Below are 19,940 nucleotides of genomic sequence, written 5' to 3'. Positions count from 1 at the left end.
CATGGAATCCTCCCTCTTCAGCCCCCGTTGGTACCGCGTCGCAGGATTGCGGCCCCAACTGCGTGCCCAGGTGGATCTGCACCGGCAGGTGCAGCGCGGCACGCCGTGGTACGTGCTGCAAGACCGCAGCAGCGACAACATGCACCGCCTGAACGCGGCGGGCCATGCCTTCCTGGGCCGCTGCGACGGCTCGGTGACGGTGCAGCAGGTGTGGGACGCGCAGCTGGCCGACCGCCCCGAAGAAGCGATGTCGCAGGACGAAGTGATCGAGCTGCTGGTGGCCTTGCATGGCCGCGGGCTGGTCCAGTTCGACGTGATGCCCGACGTGGAGAACCTGTTCCACATGCAGGACCGGCGGCTGCGCCGTCGCCGCCGCGGTGGTGTCAATCCGATGGCCTTTCGGCTTACGCTGGGTGACCCTTCGCGCGCACTCGACCGGCTGGCCCGGCTGGTGCCCTTGCTGTTCTCGGGCATGGCCCTGGGGCTGTGGTGCGTGGCCGTACTTGCCGCCACCTTTGCCGCCGCCATGCACTGGAACGAACTGCTGCCGTATGCCGACAAGGTGCTGCATTCGCCAGGTTACCTGCTGATAGCCTGGCTGATGTACCCGCTGATCAAGACGGTGCACGAAGCGGCCCACGCGCTGGCCTTGCGCCACTATGGCGAGCATGTGCGGCTGGCCGGTATCACGCTGATCCTGCTCAACCCGGTGCCTTTCGTCGATGCTTCGGCCGCCGACGGCTTGCGCAGCCGCCACCAGCGCGCCCTGGTGAGCGCCGCAGGCATCATGGCCGAGCTGTTCATCGCCGCGCTGGCCATGGCCGTGTGGCTGGCGGTGCAGCCGGGGGTGGTGCGCGACGTGGCCTTCATCACCATGCTCATCGGCGGCCTGTCCACCCTGCTCACCAACGGCAATCCGCTGCTGCGCTACGACGGCTACTACGTCTTTTGCGACCTGCTGGACCTGCGCAACCTGGCCACGCGCAGCGGTCGTTACTGGACCGAAGGGCTGGCGCGCCGCCTGTTCGGCATCCGCTTGCCGGTCCCGCTGGACGTGTTGCCCGGCGAACGCTTCTGGCTGCTGGCCTATGCGCCGCTGTCGTGGGTTTACCGGCTGGTGCTTTCGGTGGTGGTAGGGCTCTGGGTCGGCAGCTTTTCTGCGCTGGTGGGCTTTTTCGTCGGGCTGATGATGTTGATCGCCAACATTGGCTTGCCGCTGTGGCGCATTCTGCAGATGCTACGCAGCGCCACCAGCGAAGATGGCATGCGGCACCGCGCCGCCTGGCGTGCCGCTGCGTTGGCCATGGTGTTGGTGGGCCTGCTGGGTTGGTTGCCCGTGCCTGACCGCACCGTGGCCGAAGGCGTGGTCTGGCTGCCCGAGCAGGCGCAGATCCGTACCAACACCGACGGTTTTATCAAAGCCCTGCATGCGCGCAACGGCCAGCGGGTCAAGACGGGCGAACTGATCGCCACCCTGGACGACCCACCACTTGCCGCACAGCGCGCCACGCTGAACGCCGATGCGAGCGAACTCGACGTGCTGCTGTTCCGCGCCATCGACACCGCCCCCCAGGATGCCCCGGATCTGCGCGAGCGCCTGGCCTATGCGCAGGCCGAACTGGCGCGGGTGGACGACAAACTCGCCCAGCGCGAGGTCCGCGCTCTCAGTGACGGCCTGCTGGTGCTACCGCACGAGAACGAAGTGGTCGGCCAGTTTCACCAGCGCGGCGACCGTATCGGTTACTTGTTCACCGCCGCCCCCACCGTAGTGCGCGTAGCCTTGCCGCAGCAGGAGGCGGACCTGGTGCGTGGCAACCCATCCGCGGTGCAGGTCCGCCTGGCCGATGGCCCCGCCCACGTGCACACGGGCCGCATCGCCACCAGCGTGCCCGGCGCCGCCCTGCGCCTGCCCAGCGCCGCGCTGGGCGATGCTGCAGGCGGACGCATCGCCACCGACAGCGGCGACAAGGACGGCCTGACACCCCGGCAGCCGGTGGTGGTGATGGACGTAGAGCTGGCAAACGCGAACGCCGCCGCCCATACCAGCGAGCGGATTGGCGCGCGTGCCCTGGTGCGCTTCGACCACGGCACCCGGCCCATCGCCGTGCAGGCCGTACGCCAGCTGCAGCAATTGTTCCTCGGCCATTTCAACCCTTCCGCATGAACGCCACCACCCTGCCCATCCCCGGTTTGCGCTGGGGCCACTACCCGGAGCGCAGTGAGCCCGCGGACCTGCGCCAGTGGCGGCGCGCCCCCCCGCTGGCATGGGGCGGGCCAGGCGGACTGCGTAGCCGGGCAGAACAGGCGGCGCGCCAGGCGACGGCCCTGCGAGGCTTGTCGCCCCAGGCCTTCGCGACACAAGGTGAGGCCCTGCAGCAGCGCATGTTGCAACAAGGCTGGCAGCGCGAGGTGCTGGTACAGGCCTGCGCCCATGCGGCCGAGGCGGCGCGGCGCACACTGGGCTGGGTGGCCTATGTGGAGCAGCTGATGGCCGCGCTGGCCATGCTGGACAACCAGATGGCGGAAATGGCCACCGGCGAAGGCAAGTCGCTGGCTGCGGCGCTGGCTGCAGGTGTCGGCGCACTGGCTGGTATTCCGGTGCACGTGCTCACGGCCAACGATTACCTGGTCGAACGCGATGCCTCGACCTTCGCGCCGTTCTACGCTTTGCTGGGCCTGCGCGTGGCTTTCGTCACGGCGCGCCAATTGGCCGAAGCGCGCCGCGTTGCCTATGCGCAACCGGTGGTTTACGTCACGGCTCGGGAAGTGGCTTTCGACTACCTGCGCGACCGGCTGCGCCACGGCGCGCTCTGCCAGGCGCTACAGCGCCGGGTGCAGGCCCTGGCTGCTCCCGATGGGCCGCAACCGCTGCTGCGTGGCCTGTGCATGGCCGTGATCGACGAAGCCGACAACATCCTGATCGACGAGGCGCAGATGCCGCTGGTCCTGACGCGCGAAGTGGCGAACGCTTCCGACCGGGCGTTTCTGTGGCAGGCGTACACGTTATCCGCCCGCCTGGTGCCCGGGGTGGATTACCGGCTGCAGGACGACGTGCAACGCGTACAGCTCACCGAAGCCGGCCGCGCGCGCATCGCCACACTCACGGCCAGTCTTGGCCCGCTGTGGCTGAATGCGCGCCACCGCGACGAAACCCTGGCCACCGCCCTCACCGCGCGGCATGCGCTGGCACGCGACCGGGATTACCTAGTCATGCCGTCGGCAGAGGTGCAGCACGGCCAAGAAATCGTGATTGTGGATACCGTGAGCGGACGCATCGCCGAGGGCCGCAAGTGGTCGCGCGGTTTGCATGCGCTGGTCTCCATCAAGGAAGGCTGCAAGGTGCCCGCCGAGACGGAAACCCTGGCGCAGATCACGTTCCAGCGCTTCTTCCGCCGCTACCACCGCCTGGGCGGCATGAGCGGCACCCTGCGCGAGGCACGGGCCGAATTGCGCGCCTTGTATGGTTGCAGCATGGTGCAGGTGCCGCTGCGGCTGCCAAGCCAACGCCTGGCCTGGCCGACGCGCCTGTATGCCGATGCGCCCGCGCGGTGCCGCGCTGCGGTGGAGCGCACGCAGTCGCTGACTGCCACCGGTCGGCCGGTGCTGATCGGTTGTGACTCGGTCGAAGCCTCTCAGGCCATGGCCCTGGCGTTGCGCCAGGCGGGCATCGCCCACGCGGTACTCAACGCGCGCTTTGATGCCGAAGAGGCGAGCATCGTGGCGCGCGCCGGGCAGCGCGGCCAGGTCACCGTGGCCACCAACATGGCCGGGCGCGGCACAGACATCCACGTCGATGCCGAGGCCCAGGCCGCCGGTGGCCTGCATGTGCTGAGCTGCCAGCGCAATGCGTCCCAACGCCATGACCGCCAGCTCCTGGGCCGCGCAGCGCGCCAGGGCGAGTCCGGCAGCGGCGAAATCTGGCTGGTGCTGGATCCCGACCATAGCCCTCGTCGCCTGCGTATTTGCTTTGCCGACCTGGCATCAACGGATGGCCAGATACCCATCCCCGCCTGGCTGCAGGCTCTGTGGCGGCGTGCCACCCAGAACCGGGAAGACAAGCGCCGGGCGCGCCGCCGCCGCCAATTGTTCCGAAACGACCTGGCCATGGACAACGGCCTGTCTTTCTGTGGATCGACCGAATGAAAAATCACCAACACCCCCGCCTGTTGTCCGCCTTCCGAAGCCCGCCCGGTGCCGTTGTGGCGGGGTGGGTCCTGGGCTTCTGTTTGGGCTCACCGGTTGCGGCCCAGCCGGTGCCAACGGCCCCGCCGCCCGCATCCATGGCACCCCTGGCCTGCCTCATCCTGCCCGAACGGGTAGCCGACATCGGCAGTGCGGTCATCGGCATCGTGGATGCCATCGAGGTGGAACGCGGCGACACGGTGCGCAAGGGCCAGGTGCTGGTCCGGCTGCGCGCCGAAGTCGAACGCGCCAACAACGAAGTGGCACGTTCTCGCGCCCTCAGCGAGGCCGAACTGCGCGGCGCTTTGGCGGCACGCGACCTGGCCCAGCTCAAGCTGGACCGCTCACGCTCGCTGAAGGCCGAGAACTTCATCTCGACGCAGGCCGTCGAACAGGCCCATGCCGAACTGCGCGTAGCCCATGAAAAGGCGGCCCAGGCCCGCGAAAACCTGCGCACGCTGGCGCAGGAGGTGCAGATGTCCGACGCGCAGGCTTCGCAGCGCGTGCTACGCAGTCCGTTCGACGGCGTGGTCACCGAACGCTACGCCAACCCCGGCGAGCGCTTCGAAGACAAGCCGCTGCTCAAGGTGGCGGCCATCCACCGGCTGCGCGTGGAGGTGGTGGCACCGACTGCGCTGTTCGGTAGCCTCAAGCCAGGGCAGGAGGTGATGGTGTCGCCCGAGTTGCCGGGCGCTGCTCCGCGCAGCGCCCGCATCGCCCAAATCGACCGCGTGCTCGACCCGGCCAGCAACACCTTCCGGCTGCGGCTGGACCTGCCCAACGCCGATGCCAGCCTGCCCGCCGGGTTGCGCTGCAAGGTGGACCTTGGCCTGCAGACCGCCAGGCCACCCACATCCCCGGCATCGGTTACCTCCACGCGCTGACCACTAAGCCGTCGCACCATGGCTGACCCCACCCGCCGCCGCGCTGTGCTCGAAGACATCGAGCCACGCATCCTGTACGCCGCAGACCATCCAGCCACAGCCGTGGCTGCGCCGCTGCTGGCGCAGGAGGCCGCCACGGTAGCGGCGGTCGAGACCCAGCCCGAGACCGAGGCACCACGCGATGCCACCGAATTGGTGTTCATCGACGAGCGGGTGCCCGATGCCGACCTGCTGGTCGCCGACATCACCGCTCAGGTGGCAGCCGGTCGGAACATTGAAGTGGTGCGTATCGGGGCGGACGACGACGGCATTGCTTTGGTCTCATCTACGCTGGCCGAACGCAGCGATGTCTCCGCTGTACATGTGGTCGCACACGGCAGCGCTGGCAGCGTGACGTTGGGCAATAGCACACTGGACCAAAACGCACTGCTGCTGCGCGCGGATGAAATCGCCGCCTGGGGCGAGCACCTGAGCAGCGATGCCGACCTGCTGCTCTACGGATGTGAGGTAGCCAGCACGGCGGATGGCCAGGCGCTGGTGCAAAACCTGGCGCAGCTGACCGGTGCCGACGTAGCGGCTTCCGACAACCTGACGGGTGCCACCGGGCTCGGTGGCGACTGGGTGCTGGAGATGCGCACCGGTGCCATCCAGACGGCCAGCGCCATCGACGTGGCCGGGCAAGCCGCTTTCGACGCGGTGCTGGCGACCTACACCGTGACCAACACCAACAACACCGGCGCGGGTTCACTGCGACAGGCCATCACCGATGCCAACGCCAACGCAGGCACCGACACCATCAATTTCAATATTGTCGGCACCGGCGTGCACACCATCACGCTGGCCTCGGCACTGCCCAGCATCACCGGCACCGTGGTGATCAATGGCACCACCGACGATAGCTTTGCGGCCAACGGCAGCAAACCAGCCATCGTGCTCAATGGCAACGGTCTGAATGTCGATGGACTGACGCTCACCTCCTCGGCCGATGGCTCCACCATCCGCGGCCTGGTGATCCAGAACTTCGCCAGTTCCCAGATCACCATCGATACCGGCTCCGACGGCAACACCATCGCTGGCAACTACCTGGGCGCGATCAACGCGACGGGCAACCAGGCGGCGACGGCCAGCAACTCCTACGTGATCTTCATCGAGGGTGCCAACAACATCCTGGGTGGCAGCACGGCCGCAGACCGCAACGTCATCGGCAACAACGGCGCGGGTGGCACCTATAGCGTGCTGATTTTCGGTGCCACCGCCTCTGGCAATCAGATCCTGGGCAACTACATCGGCATTGGCGCAGACGGCAATACGGCGTTCACCGGCGAGCAGGAGGGCATCTCGGTGAGCAGCGGTGCCGCTGCGACACGCATCGAAGGTAACGTGATCGCATCCGACACCGACGACGGTGTCTACACCAGTACCACCGGCACCGGCACGGTAATCCACAACAACTTGATCGGCACCAACGCCGCCGGCACGGCGCTGGTCAGTACGCCAACCAACGGCATCCGGGTGTTCCAGGTGGGTTCTGGCACCGTGATCACGAACAACGTCATCGGCGGCGCCAGCCTGTCCGGCATCACGCTGGAGGCATCCACCAGCGGGGTTACCGTACAGGGAAACCGCGTCGGCACTGACGCGGCGGGCACGGCCAACTGGGGGCCGCAACGTAACGGAATCCAGATCGCGAGCAGCAACCACGTGATCGGCGGCACCGGAGCGGGCCAGGGCAACACCATCGCCAACAGCAACCAGGCGGCTTCGACCTACGATGGCATCGCCGTGGCTAGCGGCACCGGCAACGCGATCCTGGGCAACAGCATCTACGGCACGCTGGCAGGCACCAGCGGGCTAGGCATAGACCTGGGCACCAGCGGCGTAACAGCCAACGATGGGGGCGATGGCGACAGTGGCGCGAACAACCTGCAGAATTATCCCGTGCTCACTTCTGCGGAGATCGTAAGCGCGCAAATCACCATTACCGGCAGCCTGAACAGCATCGCCAGCACACAATTCCGGGTTGAGTTCTTTTCCACGCCGAGCGGCAGCGGCCAGGGGCGGGTGTATCTGGGCTCGGCCAATGTCACGACAGACGGCTCGGGCAATGCCACCATCGCTGCCACGCTGAGCGCCAGTGTGACGGCGGGCCATGTGATCACCGCCACAGCCACCCGTTCAAACGCCGGATTCAGTGCATTCACCGACACATCAGAATTTTCTGCACCGGTGGTTGCCAATATCAACGAGATCGTCGTCACCACCGCTGCCGACAACAATGATGCCGGCATCACGGCTGGCAATGGCACACACACACTGGGCTGGCTGGCTGCGAACAAGGGGGCTGACGGACTGGTTTCGCTGCGCGAGGCCATGATTGCGGCCAACAACACGGCCAATGGAAGCGGGCCGGACCGCATCAGCTTTGCCATCTCTGGCACCGGCGTACACACGATCACCCTGGGCTCGGTGCTGCCCACGATCACCGGCGCGGTGTTCCTGGATGCGACCACGGACGACAGCTTCGCGGCCAATGCCAACCGACCGGCCATCGTGCTGGAGGTGGGCGGCATTGCGGCCAGCATCGGCCTGCAACTGACCGGCACGGCCGACGGTTCCACGGTGCGCGGCTTGGTCATCCAGAACTACCGGACCGCCGGCATCCAGATCGATGCAGGGTCCGACAGCCACACAATCGCAGGCAACTACATCGGCACCATCGATGCCACGGGGGCATCAGCATCCACGTCCACCACGGGATACGGCATCTCCATCAACGGCGCGGCAAACAACGTCATTGGCGGCACCACCGCCGCCGACCGCAACGTGATCACCGGAACGACCGCCGCAGCAGGCCCGTCCTACAACGGCCAAGGCAGCGCTGTCTACATCAGCGGGGCGGCGGCGTCCAATCAGATCAGCGGCAACTATCTGGGAACAGACGCGACGGGAGCCACGGCAATGTCGGGCTTCCGCCAGGGCGTGTATGTCGGCGGCAGCGCCTCCAACACGGTCGTCGAGAACAACGTCGTCGCCGGTGCCTCCACCGTCGGGCTGCAAATCGAATCCAGCGGCACCGGCAATGTGATCCAGGACAACCTGGTCGGCGTCACAGCCGACGGTACTGCCGTGCTGAGTGCGCCGATAGCGGGCATCTACCTCGAGATCGGCAACGGCAACACGGTCACGGACAACTGGGTCGCCAACGGGCAGATTGGCATCTGGCTTGGCACCAATGTCAGCACCACCACGGTCCAGGGCAACCGCATCGGCACGGACCTCACTGGTACGCAGGACTGGGGTACCACGCAACACGGCATCACCCTGCAGACCAACAACAACAACAACCTTATCGGCGGCACCGGGGTCGGCCAAGGCAACACTATCGCCTTTAGCAACAAGACCGGCGGAACCGGCAACGCCATCACCGTCAACAGCGGGACGGGCAATGCCATACTCGGCAACAGCATCTACAGCACCGCGACGGGGACCAGCGGCCTGGGTATCGACCTTGATGCCGCAGGCGGTAACGTAACTGCCAACGATGCCAACGACACCGACAGCGGGTCCAACAACCTGCAGAACTTCCCGGTACTCACGCTGGCCCGGACAGACGCCACGGGCCAGGTCATCGTTGGCGGCACGATCACAAGCAACACCGGAACCAACTACTACCGCGTCGAATTCTTCGCCTCACCCACCGGTGACCCCAGCGGCTACGGCGAGGGGCAGACCTACCTGGGATTCACCAACGTGACGACCGCAGGCGGCTTTGCCAGTTTCTCGGCCACGCTTGCGGCCACCGTGCCAGTGGGGTATGCCGTGTCGGCCACAGCCACAAAGAGCAACGTAACCTTCAGCGCATTCACCGACACTTCCGAGTTTGCGCGCTATGTGGTCGCTGTTTCCTCCTCGCAGGCTACGATCACCGTCGACACGGCAGCCGACACCAACGACGGCGACACCACCAGCCTGTCCACACTGCTGGCCAACAAGGGCGCCGATGGTTTCGTGTCGCTGCGCGAGGCTCTCATCGCGGCCAATAACACCACCAACGGCACGCAGCCGGACCGCATCAGCTTTGCGATTTCCGGCACCGGCGTGCACACCATCACGCTGGGCTCGGCGCTGCCCAGTATCACCGGTGCCGTGGTGATCGACGCCAGCACCGACGACAGCTTCGCGGTCAACAGCGGCCGACCGGCCATCATCCTGGACGGCAACAGCCTCAACAGCGACGGCCTGGTTCTGGCCAGCGGTTCCGGTGGCTCCACCATCCGTGGTTTGGTGATCCGCAACTTCGATCTGGAGGGCATCCAGATCGACGCGGGCTCGGACGGCAACACCATTGCCGGCAACTTCATCGGCAGCCTGGCGGCCACCGGAAGCAGCGGCGGTGTGGGCAACGGTGGCGCGGGTGTCTATGTGCTGAGCGCCAACAACACCATCGGCGGCACCACGGCTGCCGATCGCAACATCATTTCGGGTAATGCCAACGGTATCCTCGTCAGCGGTGTCTCCGCCAGCGGCAACCAGGCGATTGGCAACTACATCGGCACCAACCTGGCCGGTACCACCGTCATCGCCAATACCTTCGACGGCATCCGCATCGAATCGGGTGCCACGGCAAACACGGTGGGCGGCAGCAACGCCAACCAGCGCAACATTATTTCGGGCAACGGCCAGGAGGGCGTTCAGATCGCTGGTGAAACCAGTGATGACAACACCGTTAAAGGCAACTGGATCGGTGTGGGTGCCGACGGAACGACTTTTCTCGGAACCGGCGGTGTCGGGATCTACATCAATAGTGGTGCCGACAACACGGTGGTTGGTGGCACGGGTGCCAACGATGGCAACTGGATCGCCGCGGCGTCTTTGGTCGGCATTGAAATCGACGGGCCGACCACCGGCACCGTGGTCCAGGGCAACCGTATCGGGACCGACCTGGCGGGCACCGCCAACTGGGGCGTGCAGCAAAACGGCATCCTGATAGAGAACTCGTTTGGCGGTGCCGCCCCTTCGTCCAACCTGGTGGCCGACAACATCGTGGCGTTTAGCGGCCAGGGCAACGCGTTCACCAGCGGCATTTCGATTCTGGCTACGGCCGGCAGCGGAAACACACTGCTGCGCAACCTGGTGTACTCCAGCGTGGGGCTGGGCATCGACATGGGTACCACCGGCGTGACGGTGAATGACACCGGCGATGCCGACACCGGTCCCAACAACCTGCAGAACTTCCCCGTCCTGACGCTGGCCCGCACCGACGGCAGCAGCCAGTTGCAACTGGCCGGCACGCTCAACAGCACGGCCAGCAGCTACTACCGGCTGGAGTTCTTCGCCTCGGCCACGGCCGACGGCAGCGGCAATGGCGAGGGACAGATCTATCTGGGCTTCGTCAATGTCGCGAGCGACGGGTCGGGCAACGCCAGCTTCTCGACCACGCTGGGGGTCAGCGTGCCGGTGGGATACAGCATCGCGGCTACGGCGACCCGCAGCAATGCGGCCTTCAATACCTTCACCGACACGTCGGAGTTCTCCGCCGTGCGCGTGGCCACGGGGTCGGTGGTGCACACGGTGCCGGGTGCACAGAGCATCGTGGAGGACGTGGGCACCGCCATCGGCGGCATCTCGGTGTCCGCGCCGTTCGCTCCGGCCCTCAGCACCGTGCTGGCCGTGTCCAATGGCACGCTGCAGGTCAGCCTCACCGGTGGTGCCAGCGTCAGCGCCGGCACAAATGGCAGCGCCACGCTGACGCTGACGGGCACGGTGGCCCAGGTCAACGCAGCGCTGGCCACGCTGCAGTACACCGGCACGGCCAATTACAACGGTAGCGACACCTTGTCGGTGGCCACCAGCGACGGTACCGGTGGTAGCGATGCCGACAACGTGGCGATTACCGTCACCGCCGTCGACGACGCGCCTGCGATCACCAGCAACGGCGGCGGTGCAACAGCCAACATCTCACTGGCAGAAAACACCACGGCCGTGACCACGGTCACGGCCAGCGACGTGGACGGGCCGACGCTGACCTACTCCATCAGCGGCGGTGCCGACGCGGTGCTGTTTCAGATCAACGGCAGCACTGGCGCTTTAAGCTTCGTGTCCGCGCCAAACTTCGAGAGCCCGACGGATACGGGCGGTAACAACGTCTACGACGTGACGGTGCGGGTCAGCGACGGTAGCCTGGCCGACACGCAGGCCATTGCCGTGACCATCACGGACGTGAACGACGCCCCGCCGGTGATCACCAGCAACGGCGGCGCTGCCACGGCCAGCATCTCCATCGCCGAGAACAGCACGGCGGTCAGCACAGTGACCGCCACCGATGCCGATGGTCCGCTGTTGGCCTTCAGCATCGTCGGCGGCGCGGACGCGGCGCTGTTCCAGATCAACGCGGGAACAGGTGTCCTGAGCTTCGTGTCCGCGCGGGACTTCGAGACCCCGACGGACGCGGGCGGTAACAACGTCTACGACGTGACGGTGCAAGCCAGCGACGGCAGCCTGGCCGACACCCAGGCCATCGCGGTGACGGTGACCAACACCAACGACAACGCGCCCGCCATCACCAGCAACGGCGGCGGTGCCTCGGCCTCGCTGAACGTAGCCGAGAACGGCACGGCCGTGACCACGGTGGCCGCCACCGATGCCGATGGTTCGGCGCTGACCTATTCGATCAGCGGCGGTGCCGATGCCGCACTGTTCCAGATCAACGGTAGTACCGGTGCCCTGACGTTCGTGACCGCGCCGGACTTCGAGAGCCCGACGGATGCGGGTGCCAACAACGTCTACAACGTGACGGTGCGGGTCAGCGACGGAACCTTCACCGACACCCAGACCGTGGGCGTGACGGTGACCGACGTGAACGACAACGCCCCGGTGATCACCAGCAACGGTGGCGGGGCCTCGGCCAGCGCCTCCATCGCCGAGAACGGCGCGGCCGTGACCACGGTGGCGGCCACCGACGCGGACGGCCCCACGCTGGCCTACAGCATCGTCGGCGGTGCCGACGCGGCATTGTTCCAGATCAACAGCAGCACCGGTGCCCTGAGCTTGGTGAGCGCGCCCGACTTCGAGACCCCGACGGACGCGGGCGGCAACAACGTCTACGACGTGACGGTGCAGGCCAGCGACGGCAGCCTGGCCGACACCCAGGCCATCGCGGTGACAGTGACCAACACCAACGACAACGCGCCCGCCATCACCAGCAACGGCGGCGGTGCCTCGGCCTCGCTGAACGTGGCCGAGAACGGCACGGCCGTGACCACGTTGACCGCCACCGATGCCGATGGTTCGGCCCTGACCTATACGATCAGCGGCGGTGCCGATGCCGCACTGTTCCAGATCAACGGTAGCACCGGTGCCCTGACGTTCGTGACCGCGCCGGACTTCGAGAGCCCGACGGATGCGGGTGCCAACAACGTCTACAACGTGACGGTGCGGGTCAGCGACGGAACCTTCACCGACACCCAGACCGTGGGCGTGACGGTGACCGACGTGAACGACAACGCCCCGGTGATCACCAGCAACGGTGGCGGGGCCTCGGCCAGCGCCTCCATCACCGAGAACGGCGCGGTGGTGACCGCGGTGGCGGCCAGCGATGCAGACGGCTCCGCGTTGACCTACTCGATCAGCGGTGGGGCCGATGCGGCGCTGTTCACCATCAACAGCAGCACGGGGTCATTGGCCTTCATCGGTGCGCCGGATTTTGAGAACCCGACAGATGCGGGCACCGACAACGTCTACGACGTGACGGTACAGGCCAGCGACGGCAGCGCCACGGACACGCAGGCCATCGCGGTCACGGTGACGAACATCAACGATGCTGTGCCCGTCATCACCAGCAACGGCGGCGGCGCCTCGGCCTCGCTGAACGTGGCCGAGAACGGCACGGCCGTGACCACCGTGACCGCCACCGACGCGGACGGGCCGTCGCTGGCCTACAGCATCGTGGGTGGTGCCGATGCCGCGCTGTTCCAGATCAACGGCAGCACCGGTGCCCTGACGTTCGTGGCCGCGCCGGACTTCGAGAGCCCGACGGATGCGGGTGCCAATAACGTCTACAACGTGACGGTGCGAGCCAGCGACGGCGTGCTCGCCGACACGCAGAGCCTGGCCGTGACGGTGACGGACGTGAACGACAACGCCCCGGTGATCACCAGCAACGGCGGCGGTGCCACAGCCAGCGTGTCCATCGCCGAAAACGACGTGGCCGTCACCACGGTGGCGGCCAGCGATGCGGACGGGCCGTCCATCACCTACAGCATCGTGGGCGGTGCCGACGCGGCGCTGTTCCAGATCAACGTCGGCACCGGTGCCCTGAGCTTCGTGAGCGCGCCCGACTTCGAAAACGCGCAGGACGCGGGTGCCAACAACGTCTACGACGTGACGGTGCAGGCCAGCGACGGCCTGCTGGCCGACACCCAGGCCGTGGCGGTCACGGTGACCAACCTCAACGACAACGCGCCGGTCATCACCAGCAACGGTGGCGGTGTCTCGGCGGCCGTCAGTGTGGCGGAACTGACCACGGCTGTAACCACGGTGGCGGCCAGCGACGCCGACGGCTCCGTCCTGACCTACAGCATCGTCGGCGGTGCGGACGCGGCGCTGTTCCAGATCAATGCCGGCACGGGTGCCCTGACCTTCGTCGGCGCACCGGATTTCGAGAACCCGCAGGATGCAGGGGCCGACAACGTGTACGACGTGACCGTGCAGGTGAGCGACGGCAACGCCGCCGACACGCAGGCCCTGGCCGTGACGGTGACGGACCTGAACGACAACGGACCGAACATCACCAGCGACGGCGGCGGTGCAACGGCCTCGGTCAGCGTGGCCGAGAACACCACGGCCGTGACCACGGTGGCGGCCAGCGATGCGGACACCCCGACTCTCGCCTACAGCATAAGCGGCGGCGCGGACGCGGCGCGCTTTGCCATCGATGCCAACACCGGCGCGCTCAGCTTCCTGGCAGCACCGGACTACGAAAATCCGCAGGACGCTGGCGCCAACAACGTCTACGACGTGCAAGTGCAGGTCAGCGACGGCACTCTTTCGGACACGCAAGACATTGCGGTGACGGTGGGCAATGCCAACGACAACGCCCCGGTGATCACCAGCAACGGCGGGGGCGCCACGGCAGGTGTCTCCATCGCCGAGAACGGCACGGTGGTGACCACGGTGGCGGCCAGCGATGCAGACGGCTCCGCGTTGACCTACTCGATCAGCGGTGGGGCCGATGCGGCGCTGTTCACCATCAACAGCAGCACGGGGTCATTGGCCTTCATCGGTGCGCCGGATTTTGAGAACCCGACAGATGCGGGCACCGACAACGTCTACGACGTGACGGTACAGGCCAGCGACGGCAGCGCCACGGACACGCAGGCCATCGCGGTCACGGTGACGAACATCAACGATGCTGTGCCCGTCATCACCAGCAACGGCGGCGGCGCCTCGGCCTCGCTGAACGTGGCCGAGAACGGCACGGCCGTGACCACCGTGACCGCCACCGACGCGGACGGGCCGTCGCTGGCCTACAGCATCGTGGGTGGTGCCGATGCCGCGCTGTTCCAGATCAACGGCAGCACCGGTGCCCTGACGTTCGTGGCCGCGCCGGACTTCGAGAGCCCGACGGATGCGGGTGCCAATAACGTCTACAACGTGACGGTGCGAGCCAGCGACGGCGTGCTCGCCGACACGCAGAGCCTGGCCGTGACGGTGACGGACGTGAACGACAACGCCCCGGTGATCACCAGCAACGGCGGCGGTGCCACAGCCAGCGTGTCCATCGCCGAAAACGACGTGGCCGTCACCACGGTGGCGGCCAGCGATGCGGACGGGCCGTCCATCACCTACAGCATCGTGGGCGGTGCCGACGCGGCGCTGTTCCAGATCAACGTCGGCACCGGTGCCCTGAGCTTCGTGAGCGCGCCCGACTTCGAAAACGCGCAGGACGCGGGTGCCAACAACGTCTACGACGTGACGGTGCAGGCCAGCGACGGCCTGCTGGCCGACACCCAGGCCGTGGCGGTCACGGTGACCAACCTCAACGACAACGCGCCGGTCATCACCAGCAACGGTGGCGGTGTCTCGGCGGCCGTCAGTGTGGCGGAACTGACCACGGCTGTAACCACGGTGGCGGCCAGCGACGCCGACGGCTCCGTCCTGACCTACAGCATCGTCGGCGGTGCGGACGCGGCACTGTTCCAGATCAATGCCGCCACCGGTGCCCTGAGCTTCCAGGTGGCACCGGACTTCGAGAGTCCGGAGGACACGGGCTTGGACAACGTGTACGACGTGCAGGTGCGGGTCAGCGATGGCAGCCAGACGGACACACAAGCCATCGCCGTGACCGTGACCAACCTGAACGACACCGCGCCGGTGATCACCAGCAATAGCGGCGGCGCCTCGGCCAGCATCTCCATCGCCGAGAACGGCACGGCCGTGACCACAGTAGTGGCCACCGATGCCGATGGTTCGGCCCTGACGTATTCGATCAGCGGTGGTGCCGATGCCGCGCTGTTCCAGATCAACAGCAGCACGGGTGCCCTGACGTTCGTGACCGCGCCGAACTTCGAGAGCCCGACGGACGCGGGTGCCAACAACGTTTACGACGTGACGGTACAGGTCAGCGACGGCATCGGCGCCGACACCCAGGACATCGCGGTCACGGTGACCAACCTGAACGACAACACACCTGTGATCACCAGCAACGGCGGCGGTGCGGCGGTGGCGGTGAACGTGGCCGAGAACGCCTCGATCGTGGCCTCTGTCTCGGCCACCGATGCAGACGGCTCTGCGCTGAGCTATAGCATCGTCGGTGGCGCGGACGCGGCGCAGTTCACCATCAACGCCAGCACGGGTGCCCTGCGCTTCCTGGCCACGCGAGACTACGAAAACCCGCAGGATGCAGGCAGCGACAACGTCTACGACGTGCAGGTGCAGGCCAGCGACGGTAGCCTCGCGGACACGCAGGCCCTGGCCGTGACCGTGACGGACGTGAACGACAACGCGCCGGTGATCACCAGCGACAGTGGCGGCGCGACGGCGAGCGTCTCCGTCGCCGAGAGCAGCGCGGCCGTGACCACGGTGGCCGCCACCGACGTGGACGGCCCGGTGCTGAACTTCAGCATCGTGGGCGGTGCCGACGCGGCGCTGTTCCAGATCAACAGCAGCACCGGTGCCTTGAGTTTCGTGAGCGCGCCCGACTTCGAGAACGCGCAGGACGCTGGTGCCGACAACGTCTACGACGTGACGGTGCAGGCCAGCGACGGCCTGCTGGCCGATACCCAGGCCGTCGCGGTCACGGTCGCCAACCTCAACGACAACGCGCCAGTGATCACCAGCAACGGTGGCGGTGCCTCGGCAGCGGTAAGCCGAGGCGAGAACGGCACGGCTGTGGCCACCGTGGCAGCCACCGACGCGGACGGCTCTGCCCTGACCTACAGCATCGTCGGTGGAGTGGACGCAGCGCTGTTCCAAATCGACACCAACAGCGGCGTGCTGCGTTTCGTGAATGCGCCGGACTATGAGAGCCCGCAGGACGCGGGTGGCAACAACGTCTACGACGTGCAGGTGCAGGTGGGCGACGGCAGCTTCAGCGACACGCAGGCCCTGGCCGTGGCGGTGACAGACTTGAACGACAACGCGCCCAACATCACCAGCAACGGCGGGGCCGCCACGGCCTCGGTCAGCGTGCCGGAGAACACCAGCGCCGTCACCACGGTCGCGGCTACCGACGCGGATGGCCCGACGCTTTCCTACAGCATCGTCGGCGGCGCCGATGCGGCGCTGTTCCAGATCGACAGCGGCACCGGGGCCTTGACCTTCACCAGCGCGCCGGACTTCGAGAACCCGCAGAACGCAGGCGCGAACAATGTCTACGACGTGACGGTGCAGGTAAGCGACGGCAGCTTGACCGACACGCAGGCGATGGCCGTCACGGTGACCGACGTGAACGACAACGCGCCAGTGATCACCAGCAATGGCGGGGCCGCGACGGCCACGGTCAGCGTGGCCGAGAACACCAGCGCCGTGACAACGGTGGCGGCCACGGACCTGGACGGCCCGGCCCTGAGCTATGCGATCACGGGTGGCGCGGACGCTGGGCGCTTCAGCATCAATGCCAGCACCGGCGTGCTGAGCTTCCTGGTCGCGCCCGATGTCGAGGTTCCGCAGGACGCTGGCGGCAACAATGTCTACGACGTGGTGGTGCGGGCCAGCGACGGTGGCCTGGCCGACACCCAGGCCATCTCCGTCACTGTGACCGACGTGAACGAAGCCCCCGTAATCACCAGCGCCGCTACGGCGAACGTGGCCGAGAACAGTACCGCCGTGCTGACCGTCACGGCGATCGACATGGACGGCCCCGCATTGACCTATGCGATCACCGGCGGCGCCGATGCGGCGCTGTTCAGCATCGACGGCAGCACCGGCGCGCTGCGTTTTGTCGGTGCGCCAGACTACGAGAGCCCGCAGGATGCCGATGCCAACAACATCTACAACCTCGTGGTCCGCGCCAGCGATGGTGCGCTGACCGCCAGCCAGGCGATGGCGGTGACCGTCACCAATGCCAACGAGGCACCGACCACCGCCCTGCCCATCGCTGACCAGAACGCCACGGAAGATGCGGCCTTCAATTTCCAGTTTACGGCGGGTACTTTCGTCGACGCGGACCCGACTGACACGCTGACCTACACCGCGCAATTGACCGGCGGCGGTGCCCTACCTTCCTGGCTGGGGTTCAACGCCAGCACGCGCACCTTCTTCGGCACGCCCGCCAACGCCGACGTAGGCACCGTCAGTATCAATGTGATCGCCGACGATGGCCACGGCAGCACCGCGACCGACACCTTCGGCATCACGGTCGCCAACACCAATGACGCGCCTACCCTGGCCAGCCCCCTGCCCGACCAGGCCGCTACCCAGGACCTGGCCTTCAACTTCCAGTTTGCCGCCAACACCTTCCAGGACGTGGATGCTGGCGACACGCTGACCTATACCGTGCAACTGGCAGGGGGAGGCAGCCTCCCCGTCTGGTTGGCCTTTGATGCCGCCACGCGCACGTTCTCGGGTACACCGGCCGGTACCGATGTTGGCAACCTGGCCATCCAGGTCACGGCCAGCGACGGCAACGGCGGTGTGGTCACCGACACCTTTGCCCTCAACATAGCCACGGGGAACGAGGCCCCGGTGGTCACCAGCAGCGGCGGTACCGCCACGGCCGCACTGTCGGTCTCCGAGAACACCACCGCCGTGGCCACGGTAGCGGCCACCGATGCAGACGGCGATGCGCTGGTCTACGGGATTGTGGGTGGGGCCGATGCGGGGCTGTTCACCATCGATGCCAGCTCAGGCGCGCTGCGTTTCGCCGCAGCCCCCGACCACGAATCTGCACGCGATGCCGACGGCAACAATGTCTACGAGGTCGTCGTACAGGTGTCCGACGGGCTGCTGGCCGACACGCAGGCTCTCACAGTCACGGTCATCGATGCCAACGAAGGCGGCGTCGGCCTGGTCACCGATGTGGACGCAGCACCCGACCGGCTGGCCGAAAACCCGGCCACCGGCACCCTGGTTGGTATCACCACAGTAGCCACCGATCCGGACAGCTCCGACACCATAACTTACAGCCTGGTCGACGATGCGGGTGGGCGTTTCGCCATCGATGCGCGCAGCGGCGTAATAACAGTAGCCAACGGCGCACTGCTCGACTTCGAGACCACCACCCGCCACGACATCACCGTGCGCGCCACCAGTTCCGACGGCAGCACCCGCACCGAGCGCCTCACCGTAGAGGTCACAAACCTGAACGACTTCGGCGTGTCCGAACCCACCGACACCAATCCCGGACCGAATGTGGTGGCCTCCCGCGTAGCCGATGGTGGACTGGTGGGCATCACCGTGCAGGCATTCGACGCAGATGCCGGCACCGCCGTGTCTTACCGCCTGGCCGATGATGCCGGTGGCCGGTTTGCCATCCACCCGTCGACCGGGGTGGTGACCGTTGCCAACAGCGCACTAATCGCCACCGGTACGCCGGGTGCCTCGTACGACATCGTCGTACAGATCCAAAGCAGCGACGGCTCGGTGCGTTCGGCCATTTTCTCGGTGCGATGGGGTGACGACCTTGTCGCCCTACCCGAACCGCCCCCCCTGATACCCGCATTGCCGGGTTCACCGGCCTTTACCGCCGTTGTAGACGCGCCGAGCACTGCAGTAATCGCCACCGGCAGCAGTGCTTCGGTAGCCCAGGAGCCAACGGCCTCGCCGCCTGATGTCGCCCCGGGCGACCTGCCCGAGCCCGGTGTGAACGCACTGGCCACTGTTTCGCCAGGTCGCCTGCTGTCTTTTGAAGTCAGCCGCCAGAACCTGCTGCTGCCCATGCCGATCTCCGGCTTGTCTGAACGCCGCGCCATGGCGCTGTCGCAGGTGGAGCTGCTGCTGGAGGAACAAGAGCGTCTGCGCGCATCGTCCTCGGCGAGCGAACGCTACACGCAGGAACCGTCGATCGAGCTTGGCAGCAGCAGTAACGCTGCCGAACTGCCCACCGGCGAACCCGTGATTGACGCGGTCTGGATCGGCAGCACGGCGCTGTCGCTCGGTGTGGCTATCTGGGCTACACGTGGTGGCGCACTGCTGACCAGCATGCTGGCCACCACGCCGGCCTGGCAAAACTTCGATCCGGTGCCGGTGTTGAACCGCCCTAAGCCCAACCGAGGCATCGCCGGCCGTACGGGCGATGGCGCACAGAGCGGACAAACGGCGGGTGACAGCATCGCCGCAGCGGACGACACTGCAGCAGCACAAGGAGCGGAGATGGCGGATGGGGGAGACAACGGGGACAACGTGGCATCGGGCACCGGTCGGGGGGCATCGCCATGA

General features: G+C 66.7%; 4 protein-coding genes. All 4 read left to right on the top strand.

Going from position 1 to position 19,940, the window contains the following annotated elements:
• The first annotated feature begins 1 nt into the window (after position 1).
• The 4 genes from AC097O_RS11615 (at position 2) to AC097O_RS11600 (ending at position 19,940) form a co-directional block, all read left to right on the top strand.
• Positions 2-2,164 carry a PqqD family peptide modification chaperone gene (locus AC097O_RS11615; RefSeq protein ID WP_479592930.1) on the top strand — a complete coding sequence of 721 codons (2,163 nt, stop codon included), beginning with the start codon at positions 2-4 and terminating at the stop codon, positions 2,162-2,164.
• A complete protein-coding gene (locus AC097O_RS11610) occupies positions 2,161-4,143 on the top strand; it encodes a preprotein translocase subunit SecA (protein WP_479592929.1) in 1,983 nt (660 codons plus the stop codon). Before AC097O_RS11615 ends, AC097O_RS11610 begins: the two co-directional genes overlap by 4 nt.
• Before the next feature lie 137 nt (positions 4,144-4,280).
• Positions 4,281-5,066 (top strand): efflux RND transporter periplasmic adaptor subunit, encoded by a 786-nt coding sequence (locus AC097O_RS11605; protein ID WP_479592928.1) that lies wholly within the window; start codon positions 4,281-4,283, stop codon positions 5,064-5,066.
• 18 nt (positions 5,067-5,084) lie between these two features.
• A complete protein-coding gene (locus AC097O_RS11600) occupies positions 5,085-19,940 on the top strand; it encodes a cadherin domain-containing protein (protein WP_479592927.1) in 14,856 nt (4,951 codons plus the stop codon).

The organism is Rhodoferax sp. LS1P39 (assembly GCF_056521425.1).
This window is presented reverse-complemented; position numbering and strand designations above follow the sequence as displayed.